The organism is Micromonospora sp. NPDC049645 (assembly GCF_040675155.1).
Classification (GTDB): Bacteria; Actinomycetota; Actinomycetes; order Mycobacteriales; family Micromonosporaceae; genus Micromonospora.
Genome location: NZ_JBFAOI010000012.1, coordinates 47,538 through 62,430, shown reverse-complemented (window position 1 = coordinate 62,430; position 14,893 = coordinate 47,538). Strand labels below are relative to the sequence as shown.

The following is a 14,893-nucleotide window of genomic DNA, read 5'->3' as shown; positions in this document are numbered from 1 at the left end:
GCACGGCGCTCACTCCACTGTCCAGGCGATGGCGGGCGGGCGCACCCGGGCGCAGATCGGCCCACCGGCGGCGTCGGTCAACCCGACCCGGCCGACCAGCGTCCCGCTGCCCTGGTGGGCGGCGCGCAGCAGGTCGGTCGGGACGTCGGTGAACATCAGCTTCGCCCGTCGGAACATCGCGAAGCCGTCTTCGGAGACCGCACCCCAGCTCAGATACAAGAATCGTGCACCAGGACGGCCGTGCACCCACGGGCCACCGACATCGAGCATCCCGTCGACCTCGCGGCTGGACACTTCGAAGGACCAGGTGACCCTGTCCGCGTCGGCCGGCACCCGGTCGACCACCTCGGCTCTGCGCTGGACGCCGACGTGCACGTTGCCGAGCCGCAACGCGTCGGCCTCGGCGCCGGCACGCCTACCCGGGAGGTCGTCGCCGTCGATCCGGATCCGCATGTCGCCGACTCTAGTTTCCCGGCCGGCTCAGACGGGCTGGTCGGCGGCGTTGTCGTCCTCGCCGTACTCGCCCCGGATGGGTAGGTAGTAGGCGGGCAGGAAGGCGGCGATGATGACGACGCCGGCGACCGGTACGAACGCGCCGACGAGGATGCCGGAGCCGATCCAGAGCAGGGCGAGCGCGAACCGGCGGCCGATGGCCCGGACGGCGAAGGGGCCGAGGCTGCGGTCCAGCAGGCCGGCGCGGCGCAGGTGAGCCCAAATGATGTTGAAGAGGGCCGCCGCCATCCACAGGGTGCCGCCGTAGACCACGACCGACGCGCGCAGCCCCTGTTCCGCCCGCAATGCCTCGGCCAGCAGTGACGTGGAGAACGGCAGGAACGCGATGACCATCAGGAGCAACGTGTTGAGGAACAGGACTCCTCGGTCGACGTGCCGGACCCGGTCGAACATGACGTGGTGGTTCACCCACACCTGACCGATGAGCAGGAAGCTCAGCGTGTACGCCAGGTACGACGGCCACAGCGCACCGAGACCCCGGACGAGGTGCCCGAAGTCGCGGGGCGGTTGGATCTCCAGTACGAGAAGCGTCACGGCGATCGCGAAGACACCGTCGCTGAAGGCCAACAAGCGGCCGGGACTGCGGGAGAGCCGTGAGGTTCCCTGTTGGGGAGGCACCCCGTAAATTATGCTATATGTCCTCTTTCGACGTGTGGACGACCACCGAGACCCCGGTGATCCGGAAGATGCGGTCGACGGGGTCGACGACGGCGGGCAGCATCGCGCCGGGCACGAGGGCCGGGTCGTCCGCACGGACCGTCGTCGCCTCGAAGGTGGTGAATCCGGGGCCGCTGATCCGCAGGCGCAGCTCCAGCCCCGGATCCTCCCCGCCCAGGTGGTTCGCCACCGCGAGGATCTCCGCCGTGGCGGCGACACCAGCCGCGGAGAGCCGCCGCGCGTCCTGGCGCGAACGGCTAACCACCCGCAGACCGAAGACGCCGAACCCGACGCCGACGCCGGTGGCCAGTACGCCACCGGCGACAAGTCCCCAGAAGTCCGTGGCTGACCGCGGCGGGTCAAGCCTCGCGGCGGCGGCGAGCAGGACCGGCCCGGGTAGGAAGATGGCCAGGAACATCAGCCGGCAGAGCAGCGCGCCGATCGGCCCGATAGGAGTTTCCGCTTCCCGAGGGGGGCTCGTCACTCTCGCACCGTAGTCCAGCGGCCCACCGCACCGCACGGTCCGGACGGCCGGCGAGAACAACCGCGGTGACTCCGCCACGACAGGAGGCACGATCGCCAGCGCCAAAAAGCAACGGCAGGGAGATCGCTCTCCCTGCCACTTCTAACGTATATCGCACCGGGGGGCTTGCCGCAAGACCCCGGTGATGGCGCAGAATCGGCGGCCGGACCAGCACCAACGAGGTAACGGGGGCACGGCGTGAGTGTGTTGTCGATGGGCGAGGGCCGCAACGACCTCGTACCGCTGTTGGATCTTCGAGAGGTCGACGAGACGCAGCTGTCGGTGGTCGGCGGCAAGGCGGCGCACCTGGGCGCGCTGTCCCGGATCGACGGCATCCGGGTGCCGGCCGGGTTCTGCGTGACGACGGCCGCCTTCCGGCGGGTGATGGCGCAGACACCGTCGATCAACGAGCGGCTCGATCGGCTGTCGCGGCTGAACCCGGATGACCGGGAGGCGGTTCGCGCACTCAGCGCGGAGATCCGCCGGAGCATCGAGAAGACGGCGATCCCGGACGACCTGACCGCCGCGATCACCCGTGCGCTCGGCCGGTTCGGCGAGCGGGCCGCCTACGCGGTGCGGTCCAGCGCGACGGCGGAGGACACCCCCACGGCGTCCTTCGCGGGCCAGCAGGACACGTACCTGAACGTGGTGGGGTCGGAGGCGGTCCTGCGGCACGTCAGCCGCTGCTGGGCGTCGCTGTTCACCGAGCGGGCCGTCATCTACCGCCTGCGCAACGGCGTCGACCACCGCACGGTCCAGATGGCTGTCGTCGTACAGGAAATGGTCTTTCCGGACGCGGCCGGAATCCTGTTCACGGCCGACCCGGTCACGGGTAACCGGAAGGTCGCGACCGTGGACGCCAGTTTCGGCCTCGGCGAGGCCCTGGTGTCCGGTCTGGTGAATCCGGACGTCTTCAAGGTGCGCGACGGGGAGGTCGTCACCGGGACGGTCGCCGTCAAACACCGTGCCGTCGCCGCTTCGCCCGGCGGCGGTACGCGGGAAGTGACGATCGACCCGCACCGGCAGGAGCAGCCGGCGCTGACCGAGGCGCAGGTCCTGCGGCTCGTCCGGCTCGGGCGACGGATCGAGGCCCATTTCGGCCGTCCGCAGGACATCGAGTGGTGCCTGGTCGACGACGACTTCCAGATCGTGCAGAGCCGGCCGATCACCACGCTGTTCCCCGTTCCCGCCGCCCGCGACCAGGAGAACCACGTCTACCTGTCGGTAGGTCACCAGCAGATGATGACCGACCCGATGCGGCCGCTGGGGCTCTCCATGTGGCAGTTGACGGCCATGGCTCCGATGCTGGAGGCCGGTGGGAGGTTGTTCGTCGACGCCACCGGCCTGCTGGCCTCGCCCGCGAGCCGCGACGGCTTCCTGGAGATGGCGGGAAAGTCCGATCCGCTGATGAGGGACGCGTTGGAGACGCTCATCGACCGTCGGGACTTCCTTCCGACGGTCACGAGCGACGGTGGCCCGGCCCGGCTGACGACCGGCGGTACGTCGATCGAGACCGACCCGGCCATCGTGACCGAGCTGATCGAACGCAGCGAGGCGTCCATCGCCGCGCTGCGGCGCGACATCGCGACGGTGACCGGTACGGCGCTGTTCAACTTCCTGCTGGAGGCGTTCCAGGAGCACAAGCGGGTCCTCGGTGAGCCGCTGAACATGCAGGCGATCATGGCCGGCATGCAGGCCACCTGGTGGCTCAACGACCGGCTGTACGAGTGGCTGGGCGAGAAGAACGCCGCGGACACCCTCACCCTGTCCGCCCCCGGCAACATCACGTCGGAGATGGGTCTGGCGCTGCTCGACGTCGCCGACGTGATCCGTGCGCATCCGGAGGTGGTGGCGTTCCTGCGCGGCGTCGAGGACGACGACTTCCTCGACAACCTGCCGAAACTCGCGGGCGGGACCGAGTCGCGGGCCGCGATCGAGGCGTATCTCGACCGGTACGGCATGCGCTGTGTCGGCGAGATCGACATCACCAGGCCGCGGTGGAGCGAACGCCCCAGCACGCTCGTGCCGGTGCTCCTCGACAACGTCAAGCTCTTCGAGCCGGGCGCGGCCCGGCGACGATTCGAGCAGGGAGAGCAGCAGGCACGGCAGAAGGCGCAGGAGGTGCTGACGCGCCTGCGGGCGCTGCCGGACGGGCACCGGAAGGCCGACGAGACCGAGCGGATGATCGAGCGGGTACGGACGTTCATCGGCTATCGGGAGTACCCGAAGTACGGCATCGTCAGCCGCTACTTCATCTACAAGCAGGCCCTGCTCGCAGAGGCCGACCGCCTGGTGCGGGCCGGCGTGCTCACCGAGCGGGAGGACGTCTTCTACCTGACGTTCCAGGAGTTCCACGAGGTCGTGCGGTCACACCGGGTGGACGACGAGCTGATCCGGCAGCGCCGGGACGCGTTCCGGTCGTACCAGGCGCTCACGCCGCCCCGGGTGTTGACCTCGGACGGCGAAATGATCACCGGGGCGTACCGACGTGACGACGTGCCGGCCGGCGCCCTGGTCGGTGTGCCGGTGTCCGCCGGTACGGTCGAGGGACGCGCCCGGGTCATCCTGGACATGGCGCAGGCTGATCTCGAAGCGGGTGACATCCTCGTCACGACCCACACGGACCCCAGCTGGACGCCGTTGTTCGTCGGCATCGCCGGTCTGGTGACGGAGGTCGGCGGGTTGATGACGCACGGCGCGGTGATCGCCCGGGAGTACGGGCTGCCGGCGGTGGTCAGCGTGCTGGACGCCACCCGGCTGATCCAGGATGGGCAGCGGATCCGCGTGCACGGCAGCGACGGGTACGTCGAAATCCTGCCCTGACCGACGGCACCGCGGCGCACCCGAGAGGAACGAGACATGGTGGTCCCCGTTCGACGTCTGGCAGCCGTGCTGGCCACGGCGTCGGCCCTGCTCTGGTCGACGGGGTGCGGCACCGGCGGCGCTCCCCGGGCGGGCACGACGCCGAGCCCCGAGGCGCGCCCGACGCTCAGCGCGCGGGCGACGCTCACCCCGTCGCCGGTCGCCGAGCAGGAGTTCGGGCGGTTGGAGCAGACGTTCGGGGCGCGGCTGGGAGTCTTCGCCATCGACACGGGCACCGGCCGCACGGTGGAACACCGACCCGACGAGCGGTTCGCGTACGCCTCGACGTGGAAGGCGTTGGCCGCCGCCGAGGTGCTGGACGGCACCACCGACGCCGAGCTGGATCGGGTGGTGCGCTATTCGGCGCAGGACCTGGTGTCGCACGCACCGATCACGCAGAAGCACGTCGGCGAGGGCATGAGTCTGCGTGCCCTCGCCGACGCCGCCGTGCGCTACAGCGACAACACCGCCGGCAACCTGCTGCTGCGCCACCTCGGCGGTCCCCAGGGGTTCGCGCAGAAGCTACGCGGAATCGGCGACACGGTCACCGACCCGGCCCGCTACGAGACCGCCCTCAACGAGGCGACGCCGGGCGACCGGCGGGACACCAGCACCGCGCGGGCCCTGGCCGGCGACCTCCGGGCGTACACCCTGGGGGAAGCCCTGGAGCCCGCGGACCGCGACGTGCTGCGCGGCTGGCTGCGGGGCAACACCACCGGCGCGACGCTCGTCCGCGCCGGGGTGCCCACCGGCTGGGTGGTCGGGGACAAGACCGGGACCGGAGGGTACGGCACCCGCAACGACATCGCGGTGATCTGGCCGCCCGACCGGGCCCCGATCGTGCTCGCGGTGCTGTCCAGCCGGGACAGGAAGGACGCCACCCCCGACGACGCCCTCATCGCCCAGGCCACCCGGGTGGTCGTCGCCCAGCTGAGCAGCTAGGCGGGGCGGTACTTCAGCAGGACGACCCCGGAGGCGAAGGGTTCGACGGACACCAGCTCCAGTCGGGCCGGCGGTTGACCGCCACCGAACAGGGCCTTGCCCTGGCGCAGGAACAGGGGGTGCACCAGGAGGTGCAGCTCGTCGATGAGCCGGAGGTCGGCGAGGGACCGGATCAGGGTGAGGCTGCCGTAGACCACGACGTCGCCGCCGGCCCCAGCCTTGATGTCGGCGATCTCGTCGGGGTCGACCTGGCTGAGCCTGCGGCTGTCACCCCAGGTCGCGGTGTCGCCCGAGGCGGAGACGACGAACTTTTCCAGCGCGTCGAGACGCTGGGCATACCCTCGTACCTCGTCCGGCTGGTCGGGGTCCTGGGCGACCCGCGGCCAGTGGCCGGCGAAGTCGCGGTGCGTGACCCGGCCCAGCAGCAGCGCGCTGGCGTTGTCCACCAGGTCTTGCTCGTACTTCTGTAGCTGCTCGTCGGGGAGCAGCCAGTCCATCTCGTCGTTGGGCCCGGCGACGAATCCGTCCAGGGTGGCCCACATCGACACGACAATCTTGCGCAACGTCTTCCTCCGTGATGGTGCGGTGAACCCGGAGATCCGGGTATGCGGCGGTGCTGGGTTACTCCCCGCCCTCGCCGAGCGCGGCGCGGACGGGTTGCGGTGTCCGGCTCGGGAACCGGTCCTGGAAGTCGACGACTCCGACCCAGGTGGGCCGCAGGCCGATCCGGACCATCCGCAGGCCCGGCTTGTCGATCGCCGCGAGGTAGGCGTTGCCCATGTCGTCGCCCATCCCCGCACGCTGGATGGTGGCGTACTCCGGTAGGACGCCCTCGACCTCGGTCATGGTGACCTTCCCGCGCAGCATGAGGACCTCCGGAAGCCCGTCCGCGGTGTCGATGCAGACCGCCACATCCGGCCGGGCGCGCAGGTCACGGATCTTGTATGTGCCGGCGAACGCGCCGATGACCAGCTCGTCGCCGGTCCACAGGAAGTTCACCGGGATCAGCCGCGGCGTCCCGTCCCGGCTGGTGTAGGCGACGCGCGCCACCAGGGACGCGGCGAGCAGCCGCTGTGCCAGCGGGGTGTCCAACAATGTCACGTCACCTTGCGGCGGCAGGTTCATGCGGCTCACGCTAGGGGATCAACTCCTACAGAACAAGTGACACTCCTAAAAAAGGATCCGGGTAGGCTGACGGCCATGAGCGGCATGCGTAGCTATGGGGATCCGTGCGGTGTCGCGCGTGGGCTGGACATCATCGGCGAGCGGTGGGCGTTGCTGGTGGTCCGCGACCTGCTGCTCGGCCCCCGGCGATTCAACGACCTGCTCGGCGGCCTACCCGGGCTGAGCCCGAACGTGTTGAGCCAGCGACTGCGCCAGTTGACCGAGCACGGCGTGGTGCGGCGGCGGGACCTGGGGCCGCCCACCCGGGTCCACCTGTACGAGCTCACCGACTGGGGCCGCGACCTGGAGCCGATCCTTCTCCAGTTCGGACGCTGGGGAAGCCAGTCCCCCCAGTTTCCCGACGGCACGCTCGGCATCGACTCGCTGCTGCTGAGCATCAAGGCGGCCTTCGATCCGACGCGAGCCCCGGACCTGGTCGGCAGCTACGCGTTTCACATCGACGCCGACACGTACCTCGCCGACGTCGCTGACGGCTCGGTGCGGCTCCGACGCGGCACGGCGTCCGAGCCGGACGCGACGCTCACCACCGACATCGACACCCTGCGGGCCGTCTGCGGCCACCAGCTCACGATGACCGCTGCGGCGGACTCGGGGGCGTGGCGTCTGGGTGGTGACGAGGACGCCCAGCGGCGCCTCATCGAGCTGCTGCTGACCCCGTTCACTCCCGCGCGCTAGCGACCCGGCGGGAACCGCACGCCGGTGAGGTCTTCCGAGACGGCCCAGAGGCGTTGCTGCACGCTCAGGTCGTGGGATTCCGGGCTGGAGGTGACCAGCCTCGGGTAGCCGCGCGTTTCGCCCAGGCCGTCGGGGCCGTAGTACTGCCCGCCGAGGACGGACGGGTCGGTGGCGGCCCGCAGGGTGGGCAGCGCGCCCGCCGTCGCGGACTGGGCGATCATCGGGGCGAGCCAGGTGATTGGTCCACGGATGACCGCCGGGGCGTTGCGGACCAGTTCGGTGTTGGAGACGCCGGGGTGTGCCGCCACCGCGACGGTGGTGCCGTGCACGGCGAGCCGGCGCTGCAACTCGTAGGTGAACATCAGGTTGGCGAGCTTCGACTGACCGTAGGCGGCGACCCGTCCATAGGACTGCTCCCACTGGAGGTCGTCGAAGTGGATGGCCGCGCGGATGCGGTGGCCGACGCTGCTGACCGTGACCACCCGGGAGCCCGGCACGGGCAGCAGCAGGTCGAGCAGCAGGCCAGTCAGTGCGAAGTGACCCAGGTGGTTGGTGCCGAACTGCATCTCGAAGCCGTCGCGGGTGGTCTGCTTCGGGGTGTACATCACGCCGGCGTTGTTGATCAGCAGGTCGATCCGCGGGTGGGTGGCGCGCAGGCCGGCGGCGGCGGCGCGTACCGATTCCAGCGAGGTCAGATCCAGTTCCCGTACGGAGACGTCGCCGTTGATCCGGGCGGCGGCCAGTTTGCCCTTCGCGGTGTCGCGCACGGCCAGCACGACCGATGCCCCGCGCTCGGCGAGCTGCCGGGCGGTCTCGAAGCCCAGCCCGGTGTTGGCGCCGGTGACCACGGCCACCCGGCCGTCCTGGCGCGGAATCTGCTGCTCGGTCCACTTCATGTCAGGCTCCCCAATGTACCGCCGGTAACTTATGCTCGGAACGGTAATGTACCGCCGGTACGCTGTCAAGGGACCGCCGGTACCTAAGCTAGGGTTGGCGTCATGACGTTCCAGCGGGCGCGCAGCGAGGAGCAGCGTGAGGTCCGGCGCCGGGCGATCCTGGAGACGGCCTCCGCGATGCTCGACGAGATGCCGGTGGCCGCGGTGACCCTGAACGAGCTGAGCCGGCGGGTCGGCCTGGCCAAGACGGCGGTGCTGCGCTATTTCGAGTCCCGCGAGGCGGTGCTGCTCGACCTGATGGACGACCGGACGACGACCTGGCTGGCGGAGCTGGACCACGAGTTGGCCCACGGTGTCGACCTGAGCCGGTCCGCGGTGGAACGGGCGGAGCAGACGGCCGACGTGCTCAGCCGCTCGCTCGCCGCCCAGACCGTGCTCTGTGATCTCTTCGGCGCGCAGGGCGGGGTGCTCGAACACAACGTGTCGGTGGAGGCGGTCCGCCGGCACAAACGGGCCTCACTGGGCAACCTCGCGGTGATGGCCGACCTCGTCCGGCGGCACCTGCCCGAGGTCGGCGACCGCGCCGAACTGTTCTGCCTGAACGCCTTGATGATGGCTGGGGCGCTGTCCGCCTACACCTCGCCGCCGCCGAGCCTGCTCGCGGTCTACGAATCCGAGCCGGCGCTCGCGGTCCACCATATCGACCTGCGGACAGCCCTGCGGCTCGCCATCATCACCTCACTCGTGGGCATACTGCCGCGCTCCTGAGCCAAGGCGCCCTCATCTTCAGCAGGTTTTCTCGTGCGAATACGCGGCGGTGAGGAAGACTGGGACCATCAGCGGCGGTTTGCTCGTTCGATCCCCGTCGAAACACCATCATGTTGCGCGAGCGCCCGGTCATCGCTGACGGCGGAGCCAGCGAGCCGATCGGGGTGGCTGACAAGGAGTGGCGACGTTGAGTGATACGGATCTGAGCGCCCGCAGCGACCGGGGTAGCGAGTACGCCGACCTTTCCCGTCTGGTCCGGAACGCGGGTCTCCTCGACCGTCACCCCCGCCGCTACGCGGTGCGGGTGGCGGTGGTGCTGGGTTGTCTCGCCGTGCTGGGCGTGCTGTTCGTGCGACTCGGGTCGTCGTGGTGGCAGATGGCCACCGCGGCCGGCATCGCGGTGCTCCTCGGGCAGCTGGCGTTCCTCGGTCACGACGCCGGGCATCGGCAGATATTCCGCTCCCGCCAGGCCAACGACGTGGTCGGCCTGGTGTGCGCCAACCTGGTCACCGGGATCAGTTACGGGTGGTGGGTCGACAAGCACAACCGCCACCATGCGCATCCGAACACCGAAGGCCGTGACCCCGACCTCGTGGTGACGCCGCTGTCCTTCACCCCGGGTCAGGCCGCGAAGCAGCGCGGCCTGGGGGCGCTGTTCGTCCGGCACCAGGCGGCACTGTTCTTTCCCCTGCTGCTGGCGGAGGGTCTGCATCTGCACGGCGCCAGCGTCCGGGCGGTGGTCAGCCGCGGCGGGCTCAGGCGTCGACGAACGGAGGCCGGCCTGCTCGTCCTGCACTTCGCCGGCTACCTCGGGGCCGTGTTCCTGGTCCTGAGCGTTCCGCAGGCGATCGTGTTCATCCTGGTCAACCAGGCCCTCTTCGGTCTCTACCTGGGCAGTTCCTTCGCCCCGAACCACAAGGGCATGCCCATCCTGACCGAGGCCGACAACCTCGACTACCTCCGCCGGCAGGTCCTCACCTCCCGCAACGTGCGCGGGGGCCCGGTCATCGACGCACTTCTCGGTGGGCTCAACTACCAGATCGAACACCACCTCTTCCCCAGCATGCCCCGACCCAACCTCCACCACGCCCAGCCGCTGATCCGCCGGTTCTGCGCGGAACACGACATCGCCTACCACGAGACGACCCTCATCCAGTCCTGGGCGCAGGGGCTGGCACACCTACGGGCGATGGGCACCGGAACGACCCGGCAGCGCAACGGCTAACGGGTGAGGCCGACGAGCGTGGCCAGTCGCGCCACGCCGGCCGCCGCCGGCTGCGCGCGGGTGACATCGGCGATCACGGTACGCACCAACGGCCGACACCGCACCAGCCTCACCCCGTTGCGCCGCCACCAGCCCCCGGGCCAGCTCCACGGCGACCGCCCCGAAGCCGGCCCCGGCTGACCAGACCGCCCGCGCTTGATCCACTCGATTTCACCAATATCGCGGTATCAACCACGCCCGGACACCGCGATTTCAAGGAACCCGAGTCGATCGACCCGCCGGCCGAGGAGGCGCCACCGCCGACACGCCTCGCTGCCTCGCGTTCATCGACGCCCGTTATAAGTGCGCACGCTGGGAGATGCGTCGCCCACCATCCGTCAATAGTTTGACCGCCATGATTCTCCCGACGGAGCCGATCGGAAGTTTTCCCCGCCCGCCGGCGCTGCTGGCCGCCATCGCCGATCACGCCGCCGGGCGGATCGGGCAGGATGCTCTGGACGCGCAGTACGACGACGCCGTGCGCGACACCATCGCCACCCTTGAGCGGCTCGGCTCACCCGTGGTCACCGACGGCGAGCAGCGCAAGCCGAGCTTCGCGACGTACCCGCTGTCGGGTCTGGACACCCTCGCGCCCGACGGTGCCGTCGTCCCCTTCGCCGATGGCCACACGCGGCAGTTTCCCCGCCTCACCGCGGGACCGTTCCGCTACGCGACGCGATCGCAGGCATATCTGACCGCCGCGCGACAGCACGCGACAGTGCCGGTCAAGCAGTCGGTCATCGCGCCGTCCCTGCTCAGCCTGCTGTATCCGGAGAAGGGTATCGAGGGGTATCCCCGAGAGGCGTTCCTCGACGACCTGGTCGACGAGGCGGAGGCCGACATCCGCGGCGCGCTGGACGCCGGCGCGCAGACCGTGCAGCTGGACTTCACCGAGGGCCGGCTTTCGATCAAGCTCGACCCCTCGAAGGGCCTGCTGAAGTCTTTCGTGGCCCTGAACAACCGGGTGCTCGAACGGTTCACTCCGCAGGAGCGGGCGCGCATCGGTGTGCACACGTGCCCCGGCGGTGACCAGGACTCCACCCACAGCCTCGACGTGGACTACGCCGAGCTGCTGCCGAGCCTCTTCGCGATCGACGCCGGCGTCTTCTACGTGCAACTCGCCGGCGAGCCCAAGCCGGAACGCGTCCTCGCCGCGATCGCCGAGCACGCCCGCCCGCACCAGCGGATCTTCATCGGCGTGACCGACCCGGTCGACCCGGTGGTGGAGACCGCCGACCAGGTGCGCGACCGCGTGCTGCGGGCCGCCGAATACATCTCGCCCGACCGGCTCGGCACCTGCGACGACTGCGGGTTCGCGCCGTTCGCGGACGACCTGTCCACGTCGCGGGACACGGCGTTCGCCAAGGTACGCGCCCGGGTCGAAGGAACCGCCCTGGCCGCCGATCAACTGGCCGGCTGAGGCAGCGCGGCGCCCGGCCCGCACCGGGCGCCGCGCCACGGCCTCATCCGCCACCTCCGGACGGCCCCAGCGCGGCCAGGGCCAGGCGGTCGCGTTCCTGGGCGTGGGCGCCTAACCAACCCGGGCCGGCACACTCGTGCCGCTCAGCGGGTGACGCCGACGAGCGTGGCCAGTCGCGCCACGCCGGCCGGTGCCGGGTGGCCCCGGGCAACATCGGCGATCACGGTACGCGCCAACGGCCGACACCGAACCTCGGCCGGCGCGACACTGTCCGCGTCCACCAGCGCCCGTGCCGCTGCGCGCAGGTCACCCACCTGGAGGTACGCCCGCGCGACATCGACCAGGTACGCGCCCCGATACTCGGCCGGCAACCGCCGCCACCCCTCCCGCCGCACCACTGCCGAGTGCCGTCGTACCGCCTCGTCGGCGTCACCCCGCGACGCAGCCACCAGCACCCGCGCCACCTCGACAGCCGCCGGACCGAAGCTGGTGCGGTGCGTGTCGTCGTACCCCCGAAGGTTTGCGGCGACGCCCGCGGCCCGGTCGATCAGCTCGTCGGCGCGACGGTGCTCGCCGCAGCCGGCGGCGGCGAGCGCGGCCTGCACCAACAACGTCCCACCCACCGCCCTCCCCCAGTGATCGCCCTCGCCCTCGTGATCAAGAGGTTTGCGGCAAGTGTGATCTCCAAAAGCGCCGCAAACCTCTTGATCACCGTCATGGGGTGAGGGTGGAAAGACGCGGTTGGCGGCGGGGAGCAGCGCGGCCAGGGCCAGTCGGTCGCGGTTTTGCACGCGGAGCGCCTGACCCACCGAGATGGTCGCGGTTGCCGCGAGCAGCGGGTCATCGTGGGCGGCGGACATCGCGCGGTCGGCGGCCAGCCAGGCGAGGTCGGCCTCGCCGAGCTTCACCAACAGCGACGAGGTGATCCGGTACGCCGGCACCAGCAGCTCCGCCGACCGCGCGCCCTGGGCGGCGTCGAGCAGCCCCGGCAACACCCGCACCAACTGTCCGTAGTGCGCATGCTGGTAGGTCAACCAGGCATGCCCGACCTGCCTTCTCAGCTCGTCCGTCTGAGGTGGAGTCTGCGGGATGCCGTAGCGGGCGAGCGCGGCGCGGATGTCGTCCACCCCGTCCGGCGTGCCCGCCGAGGTGCTGCGCGGCTGGCCGAGCAGCACCTCCGGCTCGACCCGCAGGACATGGGCCAGTTCCTGGATCACCGAGTACCGGTCCAGGGTGCGGGCACCCCGCTCGATCTTGTCCACCCAACTCTTCGACCTGCGCAACCGGTCGGCGAGCATCTGCTGCGTCATCGACCGCCGTACCCGCCACCGCGCGACCCGTCGGCCGATCGGGAGGTCATCGTTGGTCACGCCGCCACCGCCGGTCCGGGACCGCGCGGGTCGTGTCATCCACGGGTACGCGCTCCGCCTCGGCCTGCGCCAGGAGGCGCTGCTTGGCGGCCTCCCGCTCGGCCGCCTCACCCTTGTTCTCCGGAGCGCTGTCGTCCCGACCGCTCATCCCCGCCTCCTCCGGTGGAGGCCCAGCAGCTCCGGATCGACCGTTGCGGCGCTGGACCATCAGGACGTACTCACGTCCCAAACCGGACAGTAGGGCGAATTGGTGATGCGGTGATTACTGGCAGTTATGCGGCCAGGTGGATGCCGATACGGCCGGCAAGTTGGCGCAGCTCGTCGGGGATCGCACGGCGCTGGGCACGCTGGGCCAGGGTCACCACGGCATCGCGGGCAAGGGGGTTGATGGCGAACGGGATTGGTGCCGCCCGCTCGGCCTGCACGAACGCGGCGAGGGCTTCGGCGTCCCGGCGACCGCCGTCCGCCAGCGCTCGCCCAATGTCGAGCCAGTACGACAGTTGGCGATTCGATGCCTTGAGCACCTGCGGCCGTATCGTCCTGGACAGTTCGATAACCTTGCCGGACTCGCCCTGCTCTGCCGCGATGGACATCTTCCAGAGTCCGACGTTGGTCGGTCCGAAGCAGCATCCGTTGAAGCCACCGCCGTCGGTCGGATCTCCCAGGCTCGCCGCCTCACGCGTGGCCTCTGCGAGGTGATCCCGGGCCACATCGGGACGAGCGTCCACGGTCGAGGCCAGCGCAGCCATGAGGTGAAGCTGACCAAGCATCTGGCGCACTCGGACATCCGATGCGTCACCTTGAAGCTCCACCAGTGACCGGTCAGCGGATCTGGCCGCCAACCGTGCAGACTCGATCGGCAGACTCTGGGCGTACACGAACCGAGATGCACCAAGCCACGCTCGATCTTCGACGTCCTCAGCAGCGGACACGGATACCCGAGCGGCGTTGAGGGCCAGGTGGCGGTAGCCGAGGTGTCGAATGCAGGTTGAGGCCAGGTAGGCGACCTGAGCGAGCGTGGTCCCGCCCACGGCGGCGGCTTCGAGCAGCAGGCCCGGGAGCATCCGGGCCATAGCCGGGTAGTTGCACGAATTGCGGAGCTGATCGGCGCGGGCGATCTCGGCTGCCAGTCGTTCCGCTGTGTAGGTCGAAGGGCGGCGCTCGCCGTCCTCAATCTCGATCAGGGCCGACCAGATCGCCGGCACGCACTCGGCGGCACTCTCACGAGCCGGATCGCCGGACTCGGTGCCCTGCCCGAGCAGGTCCGCCACCGTAACCTGAAGCGCGGCAGCGAACGCGACCAACGTGGACCGACGATCGATGGTCTTCCGACCCGACTCGACCTGCGACACGTACGACTGGGTGACACCAGCGAGCCCCGCGAGGACGGCCTGAGTCATACCACCACGCCGCATCCGCCAGTACCGGATCCTGGCACCGATGGTGTCCGGCTTCGTCACCATGCCTCCGGCCACCCCACGTAGAGGAGTCAATTGCGGCGCTAAGCCGCTACCAGCGCACGGTACACCGCAAAGCATCGGAATGTGACGCTGAGCAGTCGTGTTCGACTGCTTGCGTGACGCGCGGCAGCAGAACATGCGCAACCCTTCTGGCTGGCGTGGGAGCGGTGTATGAGTCAGGTTGACAAGGACCGCCGCGACCTCATCGAGTTCTGCAAAGGATTACTTCGGCCTGACTCCGGGTCGCATAGTCAGAAGTAGCCCCGATCCATCGCGGTTCGCCCTTGACCGAACCGTGTAGGTGACGCCGCAAGGGTGGTGACTCTCCGCCGTCGACCCACCCACCAGCACCCGCCGC

15 protein-coding genes are annotated in these 14,893 nt (G+C 69.9%); 6 read left to right on the top strand and 9 right to left on the bottom strand.

Annotation, left to right across the window (positions count from 1 at the left end):
- Window positions 1-9: 9 nt before the first annotated feature.
- From AB0J33_RS24195 to AB0J33_RS24185, 3 genes are read right to left on the bottom strand one after another with little or no spacing between them, the layout of a single operon-like run.
- A complete protein-coding gene (locus AB0J33_RS24195; RefSeq protein ID WP_363616291.1) occupies window positions 10-453 on the bottom strand; it encodes a DUF5990 family protein in 444 nt (147 codons plus the stop codon).
- Between the two features lie 27 nt (window positions 454-480).
- Entirely contained in the window at window positions 481-1,131 is a 651-nt protein-coding gene (locus AB0J33_RS24190; protein ID WP_363616290.1) for a TMEM175 family protein, read from the bottom strand.
- A gap of 13 nt (window positions 1,132-1,144) precedes the next feature.
- Window positions 1,145-1,654 carry a hypothetical protein gene (locus tag AB0J33_RS24185; protein ID WP_363616289.1) on the bottom strand — a complete coding sequence of 170 codons (510 nt, stop codon included), beginning with the start codon at window positions 1,652-1,654 and terminating at the stop codon, window positions 1,145-1,147.
- Window positions 1,655-1,906: 252 nt separating this feature from the next.
- On the opposite strand from AB0J33_RS24185, the gene rph reads away from it, so the two are divergent.
- Both rph and bla read left to right on the top strand, forming a co-directional pair.
- Window positions 1,907-4,516 (top strand): rifamycin-inactivating phosphotransferase, encoded by a 2,610-nt coding sequence (gene rph, locus AB0J33_RS24180; protein ID WP_363616382.1) that lies wholly within the window; start codon window positions 1,907-1,909, stop codon window positions 4,514-4,516.
- 36 nt (window positions 4,517-4,552) lie between these two features.
- Window positions 4,553-5,497, top strand: coding sequence for a class A beta-lactamase (gene bla, locus AB0J33_RS24175; protein WP_363616288.1), 945 nt, complete (start codon window positions 4,553-4,555; stop codon window positions 5,495-5,497).
- Here the strand turns inward: bla and AB0J33_RS24170 are convergent.
- Together AB0J33_RS24170 and AB0J33_RS24165 are read right to left on the bottom strand one after the other, a co-directional pair.
- The gene (locus tag AB0J33_RS24170; RefSeq protein ID WP_363616287.1) at window positions 5,494-6,060 is read right to left on the bottom strand and encodes a dihydrofolate reductase family protein; all 567 of its coding nucleotides are present in this window, start codon (window positions 6,058-6,060) and stop codon (window positions 5,494-5,496) included. The two genes, bla and AB0J33_RS24170, sit on opposite strands and share 4 nt — an antisense overlap.
- Before the next feature lie 58 nt (window positions 6,061-6,118).
- Entirely contained in the window at window positions 6,119-6,622 is a 504-nt protein-coding gene (locus tag AB0J33_RS24165; RefSeq protein WP_363616286.1) for a pyridoxamine 5'-phosphate oxidase family protein, read from the bottom strand.
- Between the two features lie 75 nt (window positions 6,623-6,697).
- Here AB0J33_RS24165 and AB0J33_RS24160 point away from each other — a divergent pair, with 75 nt between their 5' ends.
- Window positions 6,698-7,357: a winged helix-turn-helix transcriptional regulator gene (locus AB0J33_RS24160; RefSeq protein ID WP_363616285.1), complete on the top strand. Its 660-nt coding sequence runs from the start codon at window positions 6,698-6,700 to the stop codon at window positions 7,355-7,357.
- Here the strand turns inward: AB0J33_RS24160 and AB0J33_RS24155 are convergent.
- Entirely contained in the window at window positions 7,354-8,253 is a 900-nt protein-coding gene (locus AB0J33_RS24155; protein WP_363616284.1) for an SDR family NAD(P)-dependent oxidoreductase, read from the bottom strand. The two genes, AB0J33_RS24160 and AB0J33_RS24155, sit on opposite strands and share 4 nt — an antisense overlap.
- Window positions 8,254-8,355: 102 nt before the next feature.
- On the opposite strand from AB0J33_RS24155, the gene AB0J33_RS24150 reads away from it, so the two are divergent.
- The 3 genes from AB0J33_RS24150 (at window position 8,356) to AB0J33_RS24140 (ending at window position 11,705) form a co-directional block, all read left to right on the top strand.
- Window positions 8,356-9,021: a TetR family transcriptional regulator gene (locus AB0J33_RS24150; RefSeq protein WP_363616283.1), complete on the top strand. Its 666-nt coding sequence runs from the start codon at window positions 8,356-8,358 to the stop codon at window positions 9,019-9,021.
- A 187-nt stretch (window positions 9,022-9,208) separates the two neighbouring features.
- Window positions 9,209-10,246 (top strand): acyl-CoA desaturase, encoded by a 1,038-nt coding sequence (locus AB0J33_RS24145; RefSeq protein ID WP_363616282.1) that lies wholly within the window; start codon window positions 9,209-9,211, stop codon window positions 10,244-10,246.
- A gap of 394 nt (window positions 10,247-10,640) precedes the next feature.
- Window positions 10,641-11,705 (top strand): cobalamin-independent methionine synthase II family protein, encoded by a 1,065-nt coding sequence (locus AB0J33_RS24140; protein WP_363616281.1) that lies wholly within the window; start codon window positions 10,641-10,643, stop codon window positions 11,703-11,705.
- Window positions 11,706-11,848: 143 nt separating this feature from the next.
- Here the strand turns inward: AB0J33_RS24140 and AB0J33_RS24135 are convergent, their stop codons facing one another.
- The 3 genes from AB0J33_RS24135 to AB0J33_RS24125 form a co-directional block, all read right to left on the bottom strand.
- A complete protein-coding gene (locus tag AB0J33_RS24135; protein WP_363616280.1) occupies window positions 11,849-13,075 on the bottom strand; it encodes a helix-turn-helix transcriptional regulator in 1,227 nt (408 codons plus the stop codon).
- Window positions 13,062-13,223 (bottom strand): hypothetical protein, encoded by a 162-nt coding sequence (locus AB0J33_RS24130; protein WP_363616279.1) that lies wholly within the window; start codon window positions 13,221-13,223, stop codon window positions 13,062-13,064. The genes AB0J33_RS24135 and AB0J33_RS24130 overlap by 14 nt, the downstream gene beginning before the upstream one ends.
- Window positions 13,224-13,347: 124 nt before the next feature.
- Entirely contained in the window at window positions 13,348-14,538 is a 1,191-nt protein-coding gene (locus AB0J33_RS24125) for a helix-turn-helix domain-containing protein (RefSeq protein ID WP_363616278.1), read from the bottom strand.
- Between the last annotated feature and the right edge of the window lie 355 nt (window positions 14,539-14,893).

Bases quoted from the DNA above. Each gene is read 5' to 3' on its own strand.
- AB0J33_RS24195 (WP_363616291.1), bottom strand. From the start codon at position 453: ATGCGGATCCGGATCGACGGCGACGACCTCCCGGGTAGGCGTGCCGGC.
- rph (WP_363616382.1), top strand. From the start codon at position 1,907: ATGGGCGAGGGCCGCAACGACCTCGTACCGCTGTTGGATCTTCGAGAG.
- bla (WP_363616288.1), top strand. From the start codon at position 4,553: ATGGTGGTCCCCGTTCGACGTCTGGCAGCCGTGCTGGCCACGGCGTCG.
- AB0J33_RS24165 (WP_363616286.1), bottom strand. From the start codon at position 6,622: ATGAACCTGCCGCCGCAAGGTGACGTGACATTGTTGGACACCCCGCTG.
- AB0J33_RS24160 (WP_363616285.1), top strand. From the start codon at position 6,698: ATGAGCGGCATGCGTAGCTATGGGGATCCGTGCGGTGTCGCGCGTGGG.
- AB0J33_RS24155 (WP_363616284.1), bottom strand. From the start codon at position 8,253: ATGAAGTGGACCGAGCAGCAGATTCCGCGCCAGGACGGCCGGGTGGCC.
- AB0J33_RS24150 (WP_363616283.1), top strand. From the start codon at position 8,356: ATGACGTTCCAGCGGGCGCGCAGCGAGGAGCAGCGTGAGGTCCGGCGC.
- AB0J33_RS24140 (WP_363616281.1), top strand. From the start codon at position 10,641: ATGATTCTCCCGACGGAGCCGATCGGAAGTTTTCCCCGCCCGCCGGCG.
- AB0J33_RS24130 (WP_363616279.1), bottom strand. From the start codon at position 13,223: ATGAGCGGTCGGGACGACAGCGCTCCGGAGAACAAGGGTGAGGCGGCC.
- AB0J33_RS24125 (WP_363616278.1), bottom strand. From the start codon at position 14,538: ATGGTGACGAAGCCGGACACCATCGGTGCCAGGATCCGGTACTGGCGG.